The sequence below is a fragment of the Nonlabens sp. MIC269 genome, from assembly GCF_001430865.1.
GTDB lineage: Bacteria > Bacteroidota > Bacteroidia > Flavobacteriales > Flavobacteriaceae > Nonlabens > Nonlabens tegetincola.
The window spans coordinates 2,073,728-2,091,321 of sequence record NZ_CP011373.1; the positions used below are offsets into that span (position 1 = coordinate 2,073,728).

15 protein-coding genes and 5 tRNA genes are annotated in these 17,594 nt (G+C 36.8%); all 20 read left to right on the forward strand.

The features are described from left to right. The first annotated feature begins 100 nt into the window (after positions 1 to 100). The 20 genes from AAT17_RS09525 (at position 101) to AAT17_RS09620 (ending at position 17,208) form a co-directional block, all read left to right on the forward strand. The gene (locus tag AAT17_RS09525; RefSeq protein ID WP_253279764.1) at positions 101 to 823 is read left to right on the forward strand and encodes a ComEA family DNA-binding protein; all 723 of its coding nucleotides are present in this window, start codon (positions 101 to 103) and stop codon (positions 821 to 823) included. Positions 824 to 849: 26 nt separating this feature from the next. After that, positions 850 to 2,019 (forward strand): acyl-CoA dehydrogenase family protein, encoded by a 1,170-nt coding sequence (locus tag AAT17_RS09530; protein ID WP_060523900.1) that lies wholly within the window; start codon positions 850 to 852, stop codon positions 2,017 to 2,019. An 88-nt stretch (positions 2,020 to 2,107) separates the two neighbouring features. Continuing rightward, a complete protein-coding gene (gene rpsU / locus AAT17_RS09535) occupies positions 2,108 to 2,302 on the forward strand; it encodes a 30S ribosomal protein S21 (protein WP_042279738.1) in 195 nt (64 codons plus the stop codon). 68 nt (positions 2,303 to 2,370) lie between these two features. Next, positions 2,371 to 3,252: a tyrosine-type recombinase/integrase gene (locus AAT17_RS09540; protein WP_060523902.1), complete on the forward strand. Its 882-nt coding sequence runs from the start codon at positions 2,371 to 2,373 to the stop codon at positions 3,250 to 3,252. A 21-nt stretch (positions 3,253 to 3,273) separates the two neighbouring features. Continuing rightward, positions 3,274 to 3,573 carry a ribosome-associated translation inhibitor RaiA gene (raiA, locus tag AAT17_RS09545; RefSeq protein WP_042279744.1) on the forward strand — a complete coding sequence of 100 codons (300 nt, stop codon included), beginning with the start codon at positions 3,274 to 3,276 and terminating at the stop codon, positions 3,571 to 3,573. Between the two features lie 97 nt (positions 3,574 to 3,670). Then, positions 3,671 to 3,744: transfer RNA gene (locus AAT17_RS09550), tRNA-Thr, on the forward strand. Positions 3,745 to 3,774: 30 nt separating this feature from the next. After that, a tRNA-Tyr gene (locus AAT17_RS09555) sits at positions 3,775 to 3,855 on the forward strand. A 42-nt stretch (positions 3,856 to 3,897) separates the two neighbouring features. After that, positions 3,898 to 3,970 (forward strand) — tRNA-Gly (locus tag AAT17_RS09560). A gap of 93 nt (positions 3,971 to 4,063) precedes the next feature. Next, positions 4,064 to 4,135 (forward strand) — tRNA-Thr (locus AAT17_RS09565). Between the two features lie 107 nt (positions 4,136 to 4,242). After that, the gene (tuf, locus tag AAT17_RS09570) at positions 4,243 to 5,430 is read left to right on the forward strand and encodes an elongation factor Tu (protein ID WP_042279745.1); all 1,188 of its coding nucleotides are present in this window, start codon (positions 4,243 to 4,245) and stop codon (positions 5,428 to 5,430) included. Positions 5,431 to 5,512: 82 nt separating this feature from the next. After that, a tRNA-Trp gene (locus AAT17_RS09575) sits at positions 5,513 to 5,585 on the forward strand. 36 nt (positions 5,586 to 5,621) lie between these two features. Continuing rightward, positions 5,622 to 5,819, forward strand: coding sequence for a preprotein translocase subunit SecE (secE, locus tag AAT17_RS09580; protein ID WP_042279746.1), 198 nt, complete (start codon positions 5,622 to 5,624; stop codon positions 5,817 to 5,819). A 12-nt stretch (positions 5,820 to 5,831) separates the two neighbouring features. Next, positions 5,832 to 6,386: a transcription termination/antitermination protein NusG gene (gene nusG, locus AAT17_RS09585; protein WP_042279747.1), complete on the forward strand. Its 555-nt coding sequence runs from the start codon at positions 5,832 to 5,834 to the stop codon at positions 6,384 to 6,386. Between the two features lie 67 nt (positions 6,387 to 6,453). Continuing rightward, positions 6,454 to 6,894: a 50S ribosomal protein L11 gene (rplK, locus tag AAT17_RS09590; protein WP_042279749.1), complete on the forward strand. Its 441-nt coding sequence runs from the start codon at positions 6,454 to 6,456 to the stop codon at positions 6,892 to 6,894. Between the two features lie 11 nt (positions 6,895 to 6,905). Next, positions 6,906 to 7,604 (forward strand): 50S ribosomal protein L1, encoded by a 699-nt coding sequence (gene rplA / locus AAT17_RS09595; RefSeq protein WP_042279751.1) that lies wholly within the window; start codon positions 6,906 to 6,908, stop codon positions 7,602 to 7,604. A 12-nt stretch (positions 7,605 to 7,616) separates the two neighbouring features. Next, on the forward strand, positions 7,617 to 8,132 hold the full coding sequence (gene rplJ / locus AAT17_RS09600) for a 50S ribosomal protein L10 (protein WP_042279754.1): 516 nt from the start codon (positions 7,617 to 7,619) through the stop codon (positions 8,130 to 8,132). 48 nt (positions 8,133 to 8,180) lie between these two features. Next, positions 8,181 to 8,558 (forward strand): 50S ribosomal protein L7/L12, encoded by a 378-nt coding sequence (rplL, locus tag AAT17_RS09605; RefSeq protein ID WP_042279757.1) that lies wholly within the window; start codon positions 8,181 to 8,183, stop codon positions 8,556 to 8,558. A gap of 125 nt (positions 8,559 to 8,683) precedes the next feature. After that, on the forward strand, positions 8,684 to 12,493 hold the full coding sequence (rpoB, locus tag AAT17_RS09610; protein ID WP_060523904.1) for a DNA-directed RNA polymerase subunit beta: 3,810 nt from the start codon (positions 8,684 to 8,686) through the stop codon (positions 12,491 to 12,493). Between the two features lie 90 nt (positions 12,494 to 12,583). Continuing rightward, positions 12,584 to 16,891 carry a DNA-directed RNA polymerase subunit beta' gene (rpoC, locus tag AAT17_RS09615; protein ID WP_060523906.1) on the forward strand — a complete coding sequence of 1,436 codons (4,308 nt, stop codon included), beginning with the start codon at positions 12,584 to 12,586 and terminating at the stop codon, positions 16,889 to 16,891. A 5-nt stretch (positions 16,892 to 16,896) separates the two neighbouring features. Beyond that, the gene (locus AAT17_RS09620) at positions 16,897 to 17,208 is read left to right on the forward strand and encodes a DUF3467 domain-containing protein (RefSeq protein ID WP_042279760.1); all 312 of its coding nucleotides are present in this window, start codon (positions 16,897 to 16,899) and stop codon (positions 17,206 to 17,208) included. The last annotated feature ends 386 nt before the right edge of the window (positions 17,209 to 17,594 follow it).

The window sequence follows — 17,594 nt, forward strand, 5'->3', positions numbered from 1 at the left end:
AAATCAGCTCAGAGGGATTTTTGTATTAAGCATCTTATTAATAATTGCGATAGGGTTTTACGGGTATACAAAATCAACTCAATCGTCTAACCAATTAAGCGTGTCTAGAATTGAAGGATATCAAGGTCAGATAGATTCCTTAATAGCCTTACAAAAAAGAAAACGTGATACCATTTATCCATTCAATCCTAATTACATCACAGATTATAAAGGCTATAAATTAGGATTGACTGTTGAGGAAATTGATAGATTATTACGCTTTCGCGAAAGCGGAAAATGGATTAACTCTACTAGGCAATTTAAAGAGGTTACTGGTGTAAGTGACAAATGGTTGGATAGTATAAGCCCCTTTTTTAAATTCCCAAAATGGGTGACAGAAAAGAAAAGCCAAACTAGGACTTACACCGATAAACGAACCCATGTTCGCATAAACATAAATCAAGCTACTAATAATGATTTGAGGTCCGTGTATGGCGTAGGGCCTGCCACAGCAAAGAAAATAATTAATGAAAGAGATAGATTAGGTGGCTTTGTTGATATGTTGCAAGTACAATCAGTATATGGTTTGCCTGATTCTACTTTTATAAGGATCAAAGAAAAATTCTATTTGACAAACAACGCTTCTCATACTAAAATAGCATTGAATACAGCCACAAAAGAAGAATTGTTAAGCATTCCATATTTTAACGACTACTTGGTTGAAGCTTTAATAGAGCAACGCACATTACGAGATGGATTTAAGAGCTGGGATAAAGTACTGTTAACTTCCCGTTTCCCTGAAGAGAAATTGGACCTAATTCAGTTATATTTGACGCTCGACTAACTAAAAATATTATACGATAATTTTATATGTACTCAAAATACTTTACCGAAGAACACAACGCATTCAGACAGAGTTTTAGAGATTTTCTTCAAAAAGAAGCCGTTCCTCATATTGAACGATGGGAGGAAACCGGTCAAATTGATAGAGAGATTTTCCAAAAAATGGGAGAGATGGGCTACTTTGGTCTTTATTATCCTGAAAAATATGGAGGTCTTGATCTTGACTTTTTCTATACTGTTATTTTTTTAGAAGAAATGCAGCGTATTAACTCCGGTGGGTTTGCGGCTGCGATGTGGGTACAAGCATTTCTAGGTGCACAGCATTTACTTAAGGAAGGTGATGAAAGAATTAAGGAAGAATATCTTGTACCTACTTTAACAGGTGAAAAAATAGGATGTTTGGGTATTACTGAACCATTTGGAGGAAGTGATGTGGCTGGTATGAGAACTACCGCTGTAAAGGAAGGAGATCATTATATAATTAATGGATCAAAAACTTTCATAACAAATGGAGTCTATTCAGACTATCTGGTTGTTGCTGCAAAAACTGATCCTGATGCAAAAGGAAGAGGTATTAGCATATTTGTAATGGATCGTGAGACGCCTGGTATAAGCGCTACTAAACTAAATAAATTGGGATGGAGAGCAAGTGATACTGGTGAGATAGGTTTTGATAACGTGCGTGTACCAGTTGAAAACCTGATGGGTGAAGAAGGTAAAGGGTTTGCGTACATAATGCAGCATTTTGCTCTTGAGAGATTAATAATGGGTATCAATGCTCATGCTAGAGCAGAATACGCGCTGGAATACACTGCTCAATACATGAGAGACAGACAAGCGTTTGGAAAGTCATTGGACAAATTTCAGGCATTACGCCATAAAATGTCTGATATGCTAAGTGAGGTTGAAATGGCAAAATGTTTCAATTATAACATCGCTGAGGAGCTAGATAAAGGGCTTTATCCTGTTAAAGAGGCAAGTATGTCAAAGTTAGTATCTACTAAAATAGCAGATGAGGTAATCTATCAATGCTTACAATATTTAGGTGGCTATGGATATATAGAAGAATATCCTCTTGCACGTATGTGGAGAGATAGTCGCTTAGGGCCTATTGGTGGTGGTACGAGTGAAATTATGCGTGAGATAATAGCAAAAATGGAACTTGACGGTAAAGACTACAAACCAGCTGCTAAATAATTTTTTTGCCAGGAAATACATCTTTTATTACTAGAATTAAAAAATAAATGTATTTTTGCACTCGCTAAAGAAAGGAGGTGATGCCACTATGTTAATAATACCAGTTAAAGAAGGAGAAAATATCGATAGAGCTCTAAAACGTTTCAAAAGAAAATTTGATCGTACAGGGAAGATGCGTGAACTAAGAAGAAGACAACAGTTTACAAAGCCGTCTGTAGCAAAAAGAGCACAAAAGATTAAAGCTGAATACATCCAGCACTTAAGAGATCAAGAGAATATCTAAGAACTCTTTAGTTTAAAATTTAACCGCTAGAAAGAAATGTTTAAATTTACTTTCTAGCGGTTTTTTTTATGTTTATTGAAAATTTCATAGAATACTTATCAGTTGAAAAGGGATACTCAACCCATACTTTAAAGGCATATGATAGAGATTTGTGCCAGTTTAAACGGTTTTGTGAATTTGAAGGTGTAGATTTAAATGAGGTTAATTATCAGGTGATAAGATCTTATATCGCATTCTTGCTAGAAGAGGGACTGCTAGCTCAATCTGTAAATAGAAAAATAACTGCGCTTAAAACATACTTTCAATTTTTAAAGAGAATTGATGTAATCAAGGAAAACCCACTATTGCATCATAAAAGTATAAAGACTTCTAAAAGATTGACCTTGCCATTTTCCAAAGAAGAAGTGTTAAAGGTGCTTAATGAAAAAATCGATATAGAAGATTTTGAAAATTGTAGGGATAGACTAATTATTGAGTTGCTTTATTTAACAGGAATTCGACGAGAAGAGTTAATTAGTCTTAAAATAAGTTCCTTTGAGCAATCTGCTAGAACAATTCGCGTTGTAGGAAAAAGAAATAAGCAACGCATCCTGCCGGTAACCGATCGTTTGTATTGGTTGTTGGAAAATTATTTAAGATTGCGGGTGTTTATGGAAAAGAGAGATGTGGACACATTATTGATTACAGTTAAAGGTGATAAAATATACCCGTCTCTTGTTTATAGAATTATAAAATCGTATTTTAGTAAGGTATCTAGTAAGGTAAAAGTAAGTCCTCATGTATTGAGGCACACTTTTGCTACTCATTTATTAGATGAAGGAGCAGATTTAAATGCGGTTAAAGAGCTTTTAGGTCATTCTAGTTTGTCGTCAACACAAATTTATACACATACTAGTATGGCTGCTTTAAAAGGAGTTTATAAAAATGCGCATCCGCGTTCAAAGAAATAGTAACCTCAAAAACGTAAGATTATGAAAGTAAACGTGCAATCAGTAAATTTTGATGCGGACATCAAGTTAATTGAGTTCATTCAAAAAAGGTTAGATAAATTAGAGCAGTATTATAATAAAATTATAAGCGCCGATGTTTATTTGAAAGTTCAAAAGACTAGTAATAAGGAAAATAAGATTACTGAGGTAAGGTTATTCGTGCCAGGGGACGATATGGTTGCTACAAAAACATGTAAAACTTTTGAGCAATGTATTGACGAATGTGCTGCTGCATTGGAGCGTCAGCTCAAGCGCCGCAAGGAAAAATTAATTTCTCATTAATTTTTTTTAATTTTTTTTTTGTGAATTAAAAAATAGGTTTACATTTGCAGTCCGTTAAAACAACGGGCTGTTTTTGTGAAGACAAAAAGAGTTTAAAGCCGATATAGCTCAGCTGGCTAGAGCAGCTGATTTGTAATCAGCAGGTCGTGGGTTCGAGTCCCTCTATCGGCTCAAGTTTTTTGAAATAGATGTGTAAGCATTGGGGAGATACTCAAGCGGTCAACGAGGACGGACTGTAACTCCGTTGGGCAACCTTCGCAGGTTCGAATCCTGCTCTCCCCACAAACACATTATTATGAAATTATGTTAAAGTAATTTCTTTAAGCGGGAGTAGCTCAGTTGGTAGAGCGTCAGCCTTCCAAGCTGAATGTCGCCGGTTCGAACCCGGTCTCCCGCTCAATTATTGCACTTTGGTGTGATACGGCATTAACGAGATGTGATGCTTAAAATATGCCTTTGGCTATTACGCTTTCGCGAAAGCATAATAAAAGCCGGTGTAGCTCAGGGGTAGAGCGTTTCCTTGGTAAGGAAGAGGTCACGAGTTCAAATCTCGTCATTGGCTCAATTAAGATGAAAAAGGTCTCAATTAGGGGCCATTTGTGGTATAAGCCATTTTGTAAATTAAATGGTTTTTAAATTGAAACACTAATATAAACTAAGACTATAATTATGGCTAAAGAAACGTACGATCGTTCCAAACCGCACCTTAATGTAGGTACAATTGGTCACGTAGACCACGGTAAGACTACTCTTACTGCTGCTATCACAAAGGTGCTTGCTGATGCTGGTTATTCTGAAGCAAGAAGCTTTGACCAGATCGATAATGCTCCTGAAGAAAAAGAGCGTGGTATTACAATTAACTCTTCGCACGTAGAGTACCAAACTCAAAACCGTCACTATGCACACGTTGACTGTCCAGGTCACGCCGACTATGTAAAGAACATGGTAACTGGTGCTGCGCAAATGGATGGTGCTATTTTAGTGGTTGCTGCGACTGATGGTCCTATGCCACAGACTCGTGAGCACATCCTATTAGGTCGTCAGGTAGGTATTCCTCGTATTGTTGTTTTCCTTAACAAGGTTGACATGGTTGATGATGAGGAGTTATTAGAGCTTGTTGAGATGGAAGTACGTGAGTTACTAAGTTTCTATGAGTATGATGGTGATAATGGACCAGTTGTTATGGGGTCTGCTTTGGGTGCACTTAACGGTGAGCAAAAGTGGGTTGATACTGTTCTTGAATTAATGAACCAAGTTGATGCATGGATCGAAGAGCCAGTACGTGATATGGATAAGCCATTCTTGATGCCTATCGAGGATGTGTTCTCTATTACTGGTCGTGGTACTGTTGCTACTGGTCGTATCGAGACTGGTGTTGCAAATACTGGAGATCCTGTAGAGATTATCGGTATGGGAGCTGAGAAATTGACTTCTACTATTACTGGTATTGAAATGTTCCGTCAGATCCTTGATAGAGGTGAGGCTGGAGATAATGCAGGTATCTTATTACGTGGTATTGATAAAAATCAAATCTCTCGTGGTATGGTAATTACTGCTCCTGGTTCAGTAACTCCACACAAACACTTCAAAGCTGAGGTTTATATCCTTAAGAAAGAAGAAGGTGGACGTCACACTCCATTCCATAATAACTACCGTCCACAGTTCTACGTTCGTACAACTGATGTAACTGGTAATATCAAATTACCAAGCGGTGTTGAAATGGTTATGCCTGGAGATAACTTAACTATTGAGGTTGAGCTTATTCAGCCAATTGCACTTAACGTAGGTTTACGTTTTGCTATCCGTGAAGGTGGTAGAACAGTTGGTGCTGGTCAGGTAACTGAGATCCTTGATTAATTTCAAGTATTAATATTATAAGTATCCTTTCTTGAATAAAGAAAGGATACTTTTCACTTGTTAAAGGGCAACTTTTAACTATGCAGGTTTAGCTCAGTTGGTAGAGCACTGGTCTCCAAAACCAGGTGTCGGGAGTTCGAGCCTCTCAACCTGCGCACAAAAGCTGAAAGGCTTATTAAAATAGCATACTTATGGGATTAGTATCTTATGTAAAAAATTCGTTCAATGAGTTATCCGAAAATGTTTCTTGGCCTACTTGGGCTGAGGCACAAAAGTCTATGGTAACTGTAGCTGTATTTTCAGTGGTTTTTGCTTTAGTTGTGGCAGGTATTGATTATGTCTTTAATGGTGTAATCGATAGATATTTTGAATGGGTCATTAACGGATAATCATACATAGAGATGAGTGAAGAAAAGGATGTAATGAAATGGTATGTAGTAAGATCGGTTAGTGGTCAGGAAAATAAAATTAAAGACTACATCGAATCCGAGATAGCTCATCATGGGTTGTCAGATTATTTAAAACAAATTCTGGTTCCTACTGAAAAGGTAGTGCAAATTAGAAATGGTAAAAAGATTAATAAAGAACGTGTCTTTTTTCCTGGGTACATTATGATACAAGCTAGGTTAGAAGGTGAGGTTCCACACATTATTAAATCTGTTAATGGTGTGATTGGGTTTCTTGGAGAGGTTAAAGGTGGAGACCCTGTACCATTAAGAAAGTCAGAAGTTAATAGAATGCTTGGTAAAGTTGATGAACTTGCAGAGCAAACCGATAATGTGTCTATTCCTTATAAAGTTGGGGAAACTGTCAAAGTTGTTGATGGTCCTTTTAATGGATTTAATGGGAATATAGAAAAAGTTAATGAAGAGAAGCGTAAGCTAGAGGTAATGGTTAAGATTTTCGGAAGAAAAACACCATTGGAATTAAGCTATATGCAAGTCGAAAAAATATAAATGTTACCTATTCAGATAACTAGTTAGGCTTCCACTTACGGTTATCAAAATTTGAAACAATTTAAAAATGGCAAAAGAAGTATCTAAGATTGTAAAGTTGCAGGTTAGAGGTGGTGCTGCAAATCCATCTCCTCCTGTAGGACCTGCTCTTGGTGCGGCTGGAGTGAACATTATGGAGTTCTGTAAGCAGTTTAATGCTAGAACTCAGGATAAGGCGGGTAAAGTATTGCCTGTTGCTATAACTGTTTATAGTGACAAGTCCTTTGATTTTGTAATTAAAACTCCACCAGCAGCAGTACAAATTTTAGAAGCAGCAAAGTTAAAAGGTGGTAGTGGTGAACCTAATCGTAAAAAGGTAGGTACTATTACTTGGGATCAAGTTAGAGCAATAGCCGAAGACAAGATGCCAGACTTAAATGCTTTTACAATCGAAAGCGCAATGAGAATGGTCGCAGGAACTGCGAGATCAATGGGTGTTAATGTTAAAGGTGGTGAGGCACCTGCTTAAATTTAGTTATTATGGCAAAATTGACGAAAAATCAAAAGGCAGCAAACGCTAAATTCGATAAGGCACAGTCTTACTCACTAGCAGACGCTTCAAAAATCGTTAAAGACACTAGTTCGGCAAAATTTGATGAGTCAGTTGACTTAGCTGTTCGTCTTAACGTAGATCCTAGAAAAGCGAATCAAATGGTTCGTGGTGTCGTAACCTTACCTCATGGTACAGGTAAAGATGTTAAAGTACTTGCTCTTGTTACTCCAGATAAGGAAGAAGAAGCAAAAGGTGCTGGTGCAGACTTTGTTGGTCTAGATGAGTACCTTGATAAAATCAAGGGTGGTTGGACTGATGTTGACGTAATTATCACTATGCCTAGTGTTATGGGTAAGTTAGGGCCTTTAGGTCGTGTATTAGGACCACGTGGTCTTATGCCTAACCCTAAAACTGGTACAGTTACTATGGATGTGGCTAAGGCTGTGTCTGACGTTAAATCCGGTAAAATCGATTTCAAGGTTGAAAAGAACGGGATTGTTCACGCTGCAATAGGAAAAGTATCTTTCGATGCTGAAAAAATTGCAGGTAACGCAAGAGAGTTAATTAATACATTAGTTAAGTTAAAACCGACAGCAGCTAAAGGGGTTTATATCAAAAGTATCCATTTGTCTAGTACAATGGGTCCTGGTGTAAATGTAGATGCTAAACGTTTTGCAGACGATTAAAAGATCTAGATCATGACAAGAGAACAAAAAGCAACTGTTATACAGGACTTGACTGCAACGTTAGGAGAAAACTCTACTATTTACCTTGCAGATATATCTGGACTTAATGCTTCTGATACATCTAATTTAAGAAGAGCATGTTTTAAAGCTAACGTAAGTATTGCGGTAGTTAAAAATACACTACTTGCAAAAGCAATGGAAGCTTCTGATAAGGATTTTGGTGAATTGCCAGAACTTCTTAAAGGTAACACTTCTATAATGTTGTCTGAAGTAGCTAATGCTCCGGCTAAAGTTATTAAGAACTTTCGTAAGAAATCGGATAAGCCTTTATTAAAAGGTGCTTATATCGAGGAAGCAATTTACGTTGGTGATGATAAGTTAGACTCATTAAGTGAAATCAAGTCTAAAGAAGAAATGATTGGAGAAATCATTGGTCTTCTACAAAGCCCTGCTAAAAATGTTGTCTCTGCTCTTCAATCGGGTGGTGGTAAACTTGCAGGAATCCTTAAAACACTATCAGAAAGATAGTAAACAATTAGTACGCAATTATTTTATATAAATTTTAAAACGATAGAAATGGCAGATTTAAAAGAATTCGCAGAACAGTTAGTTAACTTAACTGTTAAAGAAGTAAATGAATTAGCAGACATACTTAAAGACGAGTATGGTATTGAGCCTGCTGCTGCAGCTGTAGCTGTTGCAGGTGGAGCTGCTGCAGGTGGTGGAGACGCTGCTGAAGAGCAAACTGAATTTGACGTAATCCTTAAAGCAGCTGGTGCTTCTAAATTAGCTGTAGTGAAGTTAGTTAAAGAATTAACTGGTGCAGGTCTTAAGGATGCGAAAGGTCTTGTTGATAACGCTCCATCTCCAATTAAAGAAGGTGTAGCTAAAGATGAGGCAGAAGCTCTTAAAGCTCAGCTAGAAGAAGCTGGTGCTGAGGTTGAGTTAAAGTAATTTAACATTACCTATATATAAAGGTTTAGACCTGTTGAGCAAGGCTCACAGGTCTAGACCATTTTGCGTATAATGATGAGACGTCATCAACAACGCTATTTTTAACCATTTAATACCGTGCATTGATGCTAGCAACAAACACAGAGAGAATTAACTTTTCAACGGTAAAGAACAAAGCAGAATATCCTGATCTGCTCGATATCCAAATCAAATCGTTTCAGGATTTCTTTCAGTTAGAAACTAAATCTGACAAGAGAGAAAATGAAGGTCTTTATAATACCTTCATGGAAAATTTTCCAATCACAGATACTCGCAATCAATTTGTTCTCGAGTTTCTAGATTACTTTGTGGATCCACCACGTTACTCTATCCAAGAGTGTATTGAACGTGGGCTTACTTACAGTGTTCCACTTAAATCAAGATTAAAATTATATTGTACCGATCCAGAACACGAGGATTTTGAAACTATTGTTCAAGATGTTTATTTAGGTACAATCCCATACATGACTCCATCTGGTACTTTCGTCATCAACGGAGCTGAGCGTGTTGTTGTTTCCCAGTTACACCGTTCTCCTGGTGTGTTCTTTGGACAGTCATTTCACGCAAATGGTACTAAATTATATTCAGCACGTGTAATTCCATTTAAAGGATCATGGATTGAATTTGCGACCGATATTAACAGTGTAATGTATGCTTATATCGATCGTAAAAAGAAATTACCTGTAACAACTCTTTTCCGCGCAATTGGTTATGAAAGAGATAAAGATATTCTTGGAATCTTTGATCTTGCAGAAGAGGTAAAAGCTAGTAAAACAGGATTAAAAAAATACCTAGGTCGCAAATTAGCTGCTCGTGTTCTTAGAACATGGCATGAAGATTTTGTAGACGAGGATACAGGAGAAGTTGTATCGATCGAGCGTAATGAAATCGTATTAGATCGTGATACTGTCCTAGAAAAAGAGCATATCGATGAAATAATCGATTCTCAGGCAAAGACTATTCTTTTACATAAGGAAGATATGATGTCTGCAGATTATGCTATCATTCACAATACTTTACAAAAAGACCCTACCAATTCAGAAAAAGAAGCGGTAGAGCATATTTATAGACAATTACGTAACGCTGAGCCGCCAGATGAGGAAACTGCTCGTGGTATCATCGATAAGTTATTCTTCTCTGATCAGAGATATAACTTAGGTGATGTAGGGCGTTATCGTATGAATAAAAAATTAGGTCTTGATATTGACATGAGTAAGCAGGTTCTTACAAAAGAAGATATCATTACTATAATTAAATATTTAATTGAATTAATTAATTCAAAAGCAGAAATCGATGATATCGATCACTTATCAAACCGTCGTGTACGTACGGTAGGTGAGCAGTTATCATCTCAGTTCGGTGTTGGTCTTGCTCGTATGGCAAGAACAATTCGTGAGCGTATGAATGTAAGGGATAATGAGGTTTTCACTCCTATTGATCTTATTAATGCAAAGACGCTTTCATCTGTAATTAATTCGTTCTTTGGAACTAATCAGTTATCTCAGTTTATGGATCAAACGAATCCATTAGCAGAGATTACCCACAAAAGACGTCTGTCAGCATTAGGTCCAGGTGGTTTATCTCGTGAACGTGCAGGTTTTGAGGTTCGTGATGTACACTACACACACTACGGTAGATTATGTCCTATTGAAACTCCTGAAGGACCGAATATTGGTCTTATCTCATCTTTAGCTGTTTTTGCTAAGGTGAACAACATGGGATTCATTGAGACACCATATAGAAAAGTTGAGAATGGTGTTATTAATACATCAGAAGAGCCTATATATTTAAGTGCTGAAGAAGAAGAAGGAATGCACATTGCTCAGGCAAACTTGCCACTTGAAAATGGTAAGATTGAATCTGACAAAGTAATTGCCCGTTTAGAAGGTGATTTTCCAGTGGTTGAGCCAGATCAGGTCCAATATGCCGATGTCGCGCCTAACCAAATCGCTTCGATATCAGCTTCATTAATTCCATTCTTGGAACATGATGATGCAAACCGTGCATTGATGGGATCAAACATGATGCGCCAGGCAGTTCCATTATTACGAGTTGATTCTCCTATTGTTGGAACAGGACTTGAAAGACAAGTTGCGTCTGATTCACGAGTTTTAATTAATGCGGAAGGTGATGGAGAAGTTGTATATGTTGATGCTCAAAAAATTGTAATTCGTTACGATAGAACCGAGCGTGAAAGAATGATTTCTTTTGATCCAGAAGATACATCTTACAACCTTATAAAGTTCCGTAAGACAAACCAAGGTACTTCTATAACTTTAAAACCAATTGTCCAAAAAGGCGATAGAGTTGAAAAAGGTCAAGTACTTTGTCAAGGATACGCAACTGAAAAAGGTGAGTTAGCTCTAGGTCGTAATATGAAGGTTGCCTTCATGCCTTGGAAAGGATACAATTTTGAGGATGCGATTGTAATCTCAGAAAAAGTTGTAAGAGAAGATTTGTTTACTTCTATTCACGTTGATGAGTATTCTCTTGAAGTTAGAGATACTAAATTAGGTAATGAAGAATTAACAGCCGATATTCCTAACGTAAGTGAAGAAGCAACTGCAAACCTAGATGAAAATGGAATGATAAGAATTGGAGCCGAGGTAAAACCAGGTGATATTCTTATCGGTAAGATCACTCCAAAAGGGGAATCTGATCCTACTCCAGAAGAAAAATTACTACGTGCTATTTTTGGTGATAAAGCAGGTGATGTAAAAGATGCATCTCTTAAAGCTTCACCTTCATTGCGTGGTGTTGTTATAGATAAGAAATTATTCTCAAGAGCAGTAAAGGATAAAAGAAAAAGAGCACAGGATAAAGAGGATATTGCACGATTAGAGCAAAGTTATCAAGCAAAATTTGACGGTTTACGTGATCGTTTGGTTGAAAAACTTTTTGAAATCGTTAGTGGTAAAACATCACAAGGTGTATACAATGATTTAGGTGAGGAAGTACTTCCTAAAGGTAAAAAGTATACACTTAAGATGTTGAACTCTGTAGATGATTATACTCACCTAATTTCTGGTACTTGGACAACAAGTGACGAGATTAATGAAACTGTTGCAGACTTACTACATAACTATAAGATTAAAGAGAACGATCTTCAAGGTGCATTGCGCCGTGAGAAGTTTACAATTTCTGTAGGAGATGAATTACCAGCAGGAATTATCAAACTTGCTAAAGTTTACATTGCTAAAAAGCGTAAACTTAAAGTAGGTGATAAAATGGCAGGTCGTCACGGTAACAAAGGTATCGTAGCACGTATAGTTCGTGAAGAAGATATGCCGTTCCTAGAAGACGGAACACCAGTAGATATCGTTCTTAATCCATTAGGTGTACCATCACGTATGAATATCGGTCAGATTTATGAAACTGTATTAGGATGGGCTGGACAAAAATTAGGTAAGAAATTTGCTACACCTATTTTTGATGGTGCAACATTGGATCAAATAAATGAATTGACTGATAACGCTGGTATACCACGATTCGGTCACACCTATTTATTTGATGGAGGAACAGGTGAGCGATTTGACCAACCTGCAACAGTAGGTGTTATTTACATGCTTAAATTAGGTCACATGGTAGATGATAAGATGCATGCGCGTTCTATCGGACCATACTCACTTATTACTCAACAACCATTAGGTGGTAAAGCACAATTTGGAGGTCAGCGTTTTGGTGAGATGGAGGTTTGGGCACTTGAGGCTTATGGAGCTTCTAGTACACTGCGTGAGATTCTTACTGTAAAATCAGATGATGTAATAGGAAGAGCTAAGACTTATGAGGCGATCGTTAAAGGAGAGCCTATGCCAGAACCAGGTCTTCCAGAATCATTTAATGTATTGATGCACGAGCTTAAAGGACTAGGTTTAGACCTTAGACTCGAGGATTAATTTATCTTTGAGAGTAGGTGGTAGTTTCGCTTTCGCGAAAGCGTAATTACCATCAACCTCTCTTACACTAATTAAAATAGTACCATAATTATGGCTAGAAATAAAGAAACCCAAACTCAGAAGAAATTTTCAAAAATTTCAATCGGTCTTGCATCTCCAGAATCTATTCTTGCAGAATCTAAAGGAGAAGTACTAAAGCCAGAAACGATTAACTATCGTACTCACAAGCCTGAGCGCGATGGACTTTTCTGTGAGCGTATTTTTGGTCCTGTAAAGGATTATGAATGTGCCTGTGGAAAATACAAACGTATACGTTATAAAGGTATCGTTTGTGATCGATGTGGAGTAGAGGTAACAGAGAAAAAAGTACGTCGTGATCGTATAGGTCACATTAACCTAGTTGTGCCTGTAGCACACATATGGTATTTCCGTAGTTTACCTAATAAAATTGGATACCTATTAGGATTACCATCAAAGAAACTGGATATGATTATTTACTACGAACGTTACGTAGTAATACAGCCAGGTATTGCAAAAAATGCTGAAGGTGAGCCGGTTAAAAAAATGGAATTTCTTACTGAAGAAGAATATTTAGATATTTTAGATAGTCTTCCTCAAGAAAATTTATATCTAGAAGATTCTGACCCTAATAAATTTATCGCCAAAATGGGTGCAGAGTGTTTAATTGAATTATTAAACAGAATCGATCTAGATGCGTTGTCTTATGACTTACGTCACAAAGCAAATAATGAGACTTCTAAACAAAGAAAAACTGAAGCTCTAAAGAGACTTCAGGTAGTTGAGGCTTTTAAGGAGTCTAACTTGCACAGAGAAAACAAGCCAGAATGGATGATCATGAAAGTGATTCCTGTGATTCCACCAGAATTACGTCCGCTTGTACCTCTTGATGGTGGTCGTTTTGCAACATCAGACTTAAACGATCTTTATCGTCGTGTAATCATACGTAACAACCGTTTGAAGCGATTGATGGAAATCAAAGCTCCAGAGGTAATATTACGTAATGAAAAGCGTATGTTACAGGAGTCTGTGGATTCTCTTTTAGATAATACTAGAAAATCTAGTGCTGTTAAGACAGATTCTAACAGACCATTAAAATCTTTATCAGATTCCCTTAAAGGTAAGCAAGGACGTTTCCGTCAAAACTTACTTGGAAAACGTGTTGACTATTCTGCTCGTTCTGTAATTGTTGTAGGACCAGAATTGAAACTTTATGAATGTGGTCTTCCTAAAGATATGGCTGCAGAGCTTTACAAGCCTTTCATTATTCGTAAGTTGATTGAAAGAGGTATTGTAAAAACAGTAAAATCTGCTAAGAAAATAATTGATAAAAAAGAGCCTGTTGTTTGGGATATACTTGAGAATGTTCTTAAAGGGCATCCAGTATTATTAAACCGTGCTCCTACACTTCACCGTCTAGGTATTCAAGCATTTCAGCCTAAGTTAATAGAAGGTAAGGCGATTCAATTACACCCGTTAGTATGTACTGCATTTAACGCCGATTTTGACGGTGATCAAATGGCGGTACACTTACCACTAGGACCAGAGGCGATTTTAGAGGCTCAACTTTTAATGTTAGCTTCTCATAACATCTTGAATCCTGCAAATGGTAGTCCTATTGCCGTTCCTTCTCAGGACATGGTATTAGGTTTATATTACATGACTAAGTTACGTAGATCAGAACCTAATCACATTGTTAAAGGTGAAGGTTTAACGTTCTACGGTCCAGAAGAATTGGTAATCGCATTTAACGAAAAACGTGTTGATATTAATGCGCCAGTAAAATGTAGAATACCACTTTTACAAGAAGATGGATCATACAAATCAGAGTTGATAGAAACTACTGCAGGACGTGTATTATTTAACGAGAAAGTACCTAATGAGGCTGGTTATATAAATGAAGTTTTGACTAAAAAAGCTTTACGTGATATTATCGGTGATATTCTTAAGGTGACAGATGTTCCTAGAACAGCTGCCTTCCTTGATGAGATTAAAGATTTAGGTTATGGATTTGCATTCCGCGGTGGATTGTCATTCTCACTAGGAGATATCATGATTCCAGAAGAAAAGCAAGCCATGATAGACGAGGCTAATGCCAAAGTTGACGCGATTCGTGGTAACTATGGAATGGGTCTTATTACTCAGAATGAACGTTACAATCAGGTGATTGATGTTTGGACAGCTACTAATGCTCAGCTTACTGAATTAGGTATGAAGAATATTAGAGAAGACCAGCAAGGGTTTAACTCGGTGTATATGATGTTGGATTCTGGTGCGCGTGGATCAAAAGAGCAGATTAGACAGCTTACTGGTATGCGTGGTCTTATGGCAAAACCTAAAAAATCGAACTCAGGTGGTGGAGAAATTATTGAAAATCCAATTCTTTCAAACTTTAAAGAAGGATTATCAATTCTTGAGTACTTCATTTCTACTCACGGTGCTCGTAAAGGTCTTGCAGATACGGCTCTTAAAACTGCCGATGCTGGTTATTTAACACGTCGTTTACATGATGTTGCACAAGATGTTATTGTTAATACAGAAGACTGTGGAACATTAAGAGGTATTGAAGTTACTGCTCTTAAAAAGAATGAAGAAGTAATGGAGAAACTAGGAGCTCGTATCCTAGGACGTGTTGCTTTACATGATGTCGTTGATCCAGCTACACAAAATGTTATGGTGGCAGCAGGTGAATTGATTACTGAAAAAATCGCTGATGCAATTGATGAAACAGTAATCGAGTCTGTGGAAGTGCGTTCGCCATTAACATGTGAAGCTAAAAAAGGAGTTTGTACAAAATGTTATGGTCGTAACCTAGCTACTAACCGTCTTGTTATGAGAGGTGAGGCTGTTGGAGTTATCGCTGCACAATCAATTGGTGAACCAGGAACACAGCTTACCTTACGTACATTCCACGTAGGTGGTGTTGCAGGTAACGTTAGTGAGGAGAATTCTGTAATTGCTAAAAATGAAGGTGTTCTTGAAATTGAAGATCTTAAAACGGTTAAGGGTGAAGATAGCGAAGGGAATGCAGTAGATATTGTAATCTCTAGAACATCTGAGGCTAAGTTGATGCACAAGGACACTGGTTTATTACTCAATACCAATAACATTCCTTATGGTGCAGAGTTATTCAAAAAACCTGGAGCAAAAATTAAGAAAGGTGAAGTAATTGCTAAATGGGATCCTTTTAATGGAGTAATTATTTCAGAGTTCTCTGGAGAAATCAAGTTTGAAAATATCATTCAAGGGACAACATTCCAAGTTGAAACTGATGAACAAACTGGTTACGAAGAAAAGGTTATTTCTGAATCTAGAGATAAGAAGTTAATTCCTACACTGCACATTGTTGATGGTAAAGGGGAAACTCAAATTTCTTATAACTTACCAGTAGGTGCACACTTAATGATTAATGATGGTGAGAAGATTAAAGAAGGAAAAATTCTAGTTAAGATCCCTCGTAAGAGTGCCAAAGCAGGTGATATTACCGGAGGTCTTCCTCGTGTGACTGAACTTTTTGAAGCTCGTAATCCTTCAAATCCAGCTGTTGTAAGTGAGATTGATGGTGTTGTTTCTTTTGGTAAAATTAAGCGTGGTAACCGTGAAATTATCGTTACTTCAAAAACAGACGAAGTAAAGAAATATTTAGTAAAATTATCTAATCAGATTCTAGTTCAAGAAAATGATTATGTGAGAGCTGGTATGCCTTTATCAGATGGTTCTATAACGCCTAAAGATATTCTAGCAATTAAAGGACCAAGTGCTGTACAGCAGTATTTAGTTAACGAGGTGCAAGAGGTTTATCGATTACAAGGTGTAAAAATCAATGATAAACACTTTGAGGTTGTTGTAAGACAAATGATGAGAAAAGTTCGTATCGTAGATCCAGGTGATGGTATTTTCCTAGAGAATCAATTGGTTCATAAAGAAGACTTCATTCAAGAGAACGACCGACTTTATGGAATGAAAGTGGTTGAAGATGCTGGTGACTCAGAGAATCTTAAAGAAGGTCAAATCGTTTCTCCACGTGATTTACGAGATGAAAACTCTATTTTAAGAAGAGAGGATAAGAATCTAGTAGTAGCAAGAGAGGTAATGCCTGCAACGGCAGAGCCTATATTACAAGGTATTACTCGTGCATCTCTTCAAACTAAATCATTTATTAGTGCCGCGTCGTTCCAGGAAACTACTAAAGTACTTAATGAGGCAGCTGTAAATGGTAAGGTTGATACTCTTGAAGGTCTTAAGGAAAATGTTATTGTAGGTCATAGAATTCCAGCAGGAACAGGTATGAGAAATTATGATGACATTATTGTAGGCTCAAAAGAGGAGTTCGAGAAGCTTATGCTTAATAAACCAGAACAAGAGGTAAATTATAATTAAGAGGAATGGCAAATAATCCTAATCAAGAGAATAAGATCAACATAGAAATTGACGAAAAGATTGCTGAAGGTCAGTATAGTAATTTAGCTATCATAAATCATTCACATTCTGAATTTGTTGTTGATTTTGTTAATATCATGCCTGGTAATCCAAAGTCTAAGGTGAAGTCAAGAATAGTTCTTACTCCACAACATGCTAAACGTTTAGCTCAAGCACTTATGGATAATATTAGAAAATTTGAAAATGCGCATGGTGAAATTAAGGATTACGAGCAGCCTCCTATTCCCTTAAATTTTGGTCCAACTGGACAAGCTTAATATATTCCGCTTTCGCGAAAGCGTAGTTATCATTAAAGCCTAACTTTTATAGTTAGGCTTTATTTTTTTTATTTACAGAATAGTTTTTGATTATGGATTGTCGAAAATCCACTTATTATAAAAGCGTTTAAGGAGGTTTTATACTAAAGATGCTCCATATTATTAGTTATAATTTTACTCTCAGGAGATGTTCTTAAAATGAGATTTAAAAAATTTAGTTTTTTAAAAACCACCGAGTATTTTTCTACGTACATATTAGATCCTAATGATGTCAAATTTAGTTTTTGTTTAATCTTCTGTATTTCAGAGTTTTTTTTAATGGAACTTTTTCCAAGAGTGTTTTTAACGACTTTAATTGGAATTTTGTCGAAATAGAACTATAAATA

Excerpts from the sequence above, each read along its gene's own strand:
- rpoB (WP_060523904.1), top strand. The coding sequence starts at position 8,684 with ATGCTAGCAACAAACACAGAGAGAATTAACTTTTCAACGGTAAAGAAC.
- AAT17_RS09530 (WP_060523900.1), top strand. The coding sequence starts at position 850 with ATGTACTCAAAATACTTTACCGAAGAACACAACGCATTCAGACAGAGT.
- raiA (WP_042279744.1), top strand. The coding sequence starts at position 3,274 with ATGAAAGTAAACGTGCAATCAGTAAATTTTGATGCGGACATCAAGTTA.
- rplL (WP_042279757.1), top strand. The coding sequence starts at position 8,181 with ATGGCAGATTTAAAAGAATTCGCAGAACAGTTAGTTAACTTAACTGTT.
- rplJ (WP_042279754.1), top strand. The coding sequence starts at position 7,617 with ATGACAAGAGAACAAAAAGCAACTGTTATACAGGACTTGACTGCAACG.
- rpoC (WP_060523906.1), top strand. The coding sequence starts at position 12,584 with ATGGCTAGAAATAAAGAAACCCAAACTCAGAAGAAATTTTCAAAAATT.
- rplK (WP_042279749.1), top strand. The coding sequence starts at position 6,454 with ATGGCAAAAGAAGTATCTAAGATTGTAAAGTTGCAGGTTAGAGGTGGT.
- AAT17_RS09620 (WP_042279760.1), top strand. The coding sequence starts at position 16,897 with ATGGCAAATAATCCTAATCAAGAGAATAAGATCAACATAGAAATTGAC.
- AAT17_RS09540 (WP_060523902.1), top strand. The coding sequence starts at position 2,371 with ATGTTTATTGAAAATTTCATAGAATACTTATCAGTTGAAAAGGGATAC.
- rpsU (WP_042279738.1), top strand. The coding sequence starts at position 2,108 with ATGTTAATAATACCAGTTAAAGAAGGAGAAAATATCGATAGAGCTCTA.
- nusG (WP_042279747.1), top strand. The coding sequence starts at position 5,832 with ATGAGTGAAGAAAAGGATGTAATGAAATGGTATGTAGTAAGATCGGTT.
- rplA (WP_042279751.1), top strand. The coding sequence starts at position 6,906 with ATGGCAAAATTGACGAAAAATCAAAAGGCAGCAAACGCTAAATTCGAT.
- secE (WP_042279746.1), top strand. The coding sequence starts at position 5,622 with ATGGGATTAGTATCTTATGTAAAAAATTCGTTCAATGAGTTATCCGAA.
- tuf (WP_042279745.1), top strand. The coding sequence starts at position 4,243 with ATGGCTAAAGAAACGTACGATCGTTCCAAACCGCACCTTAATGTAGGT.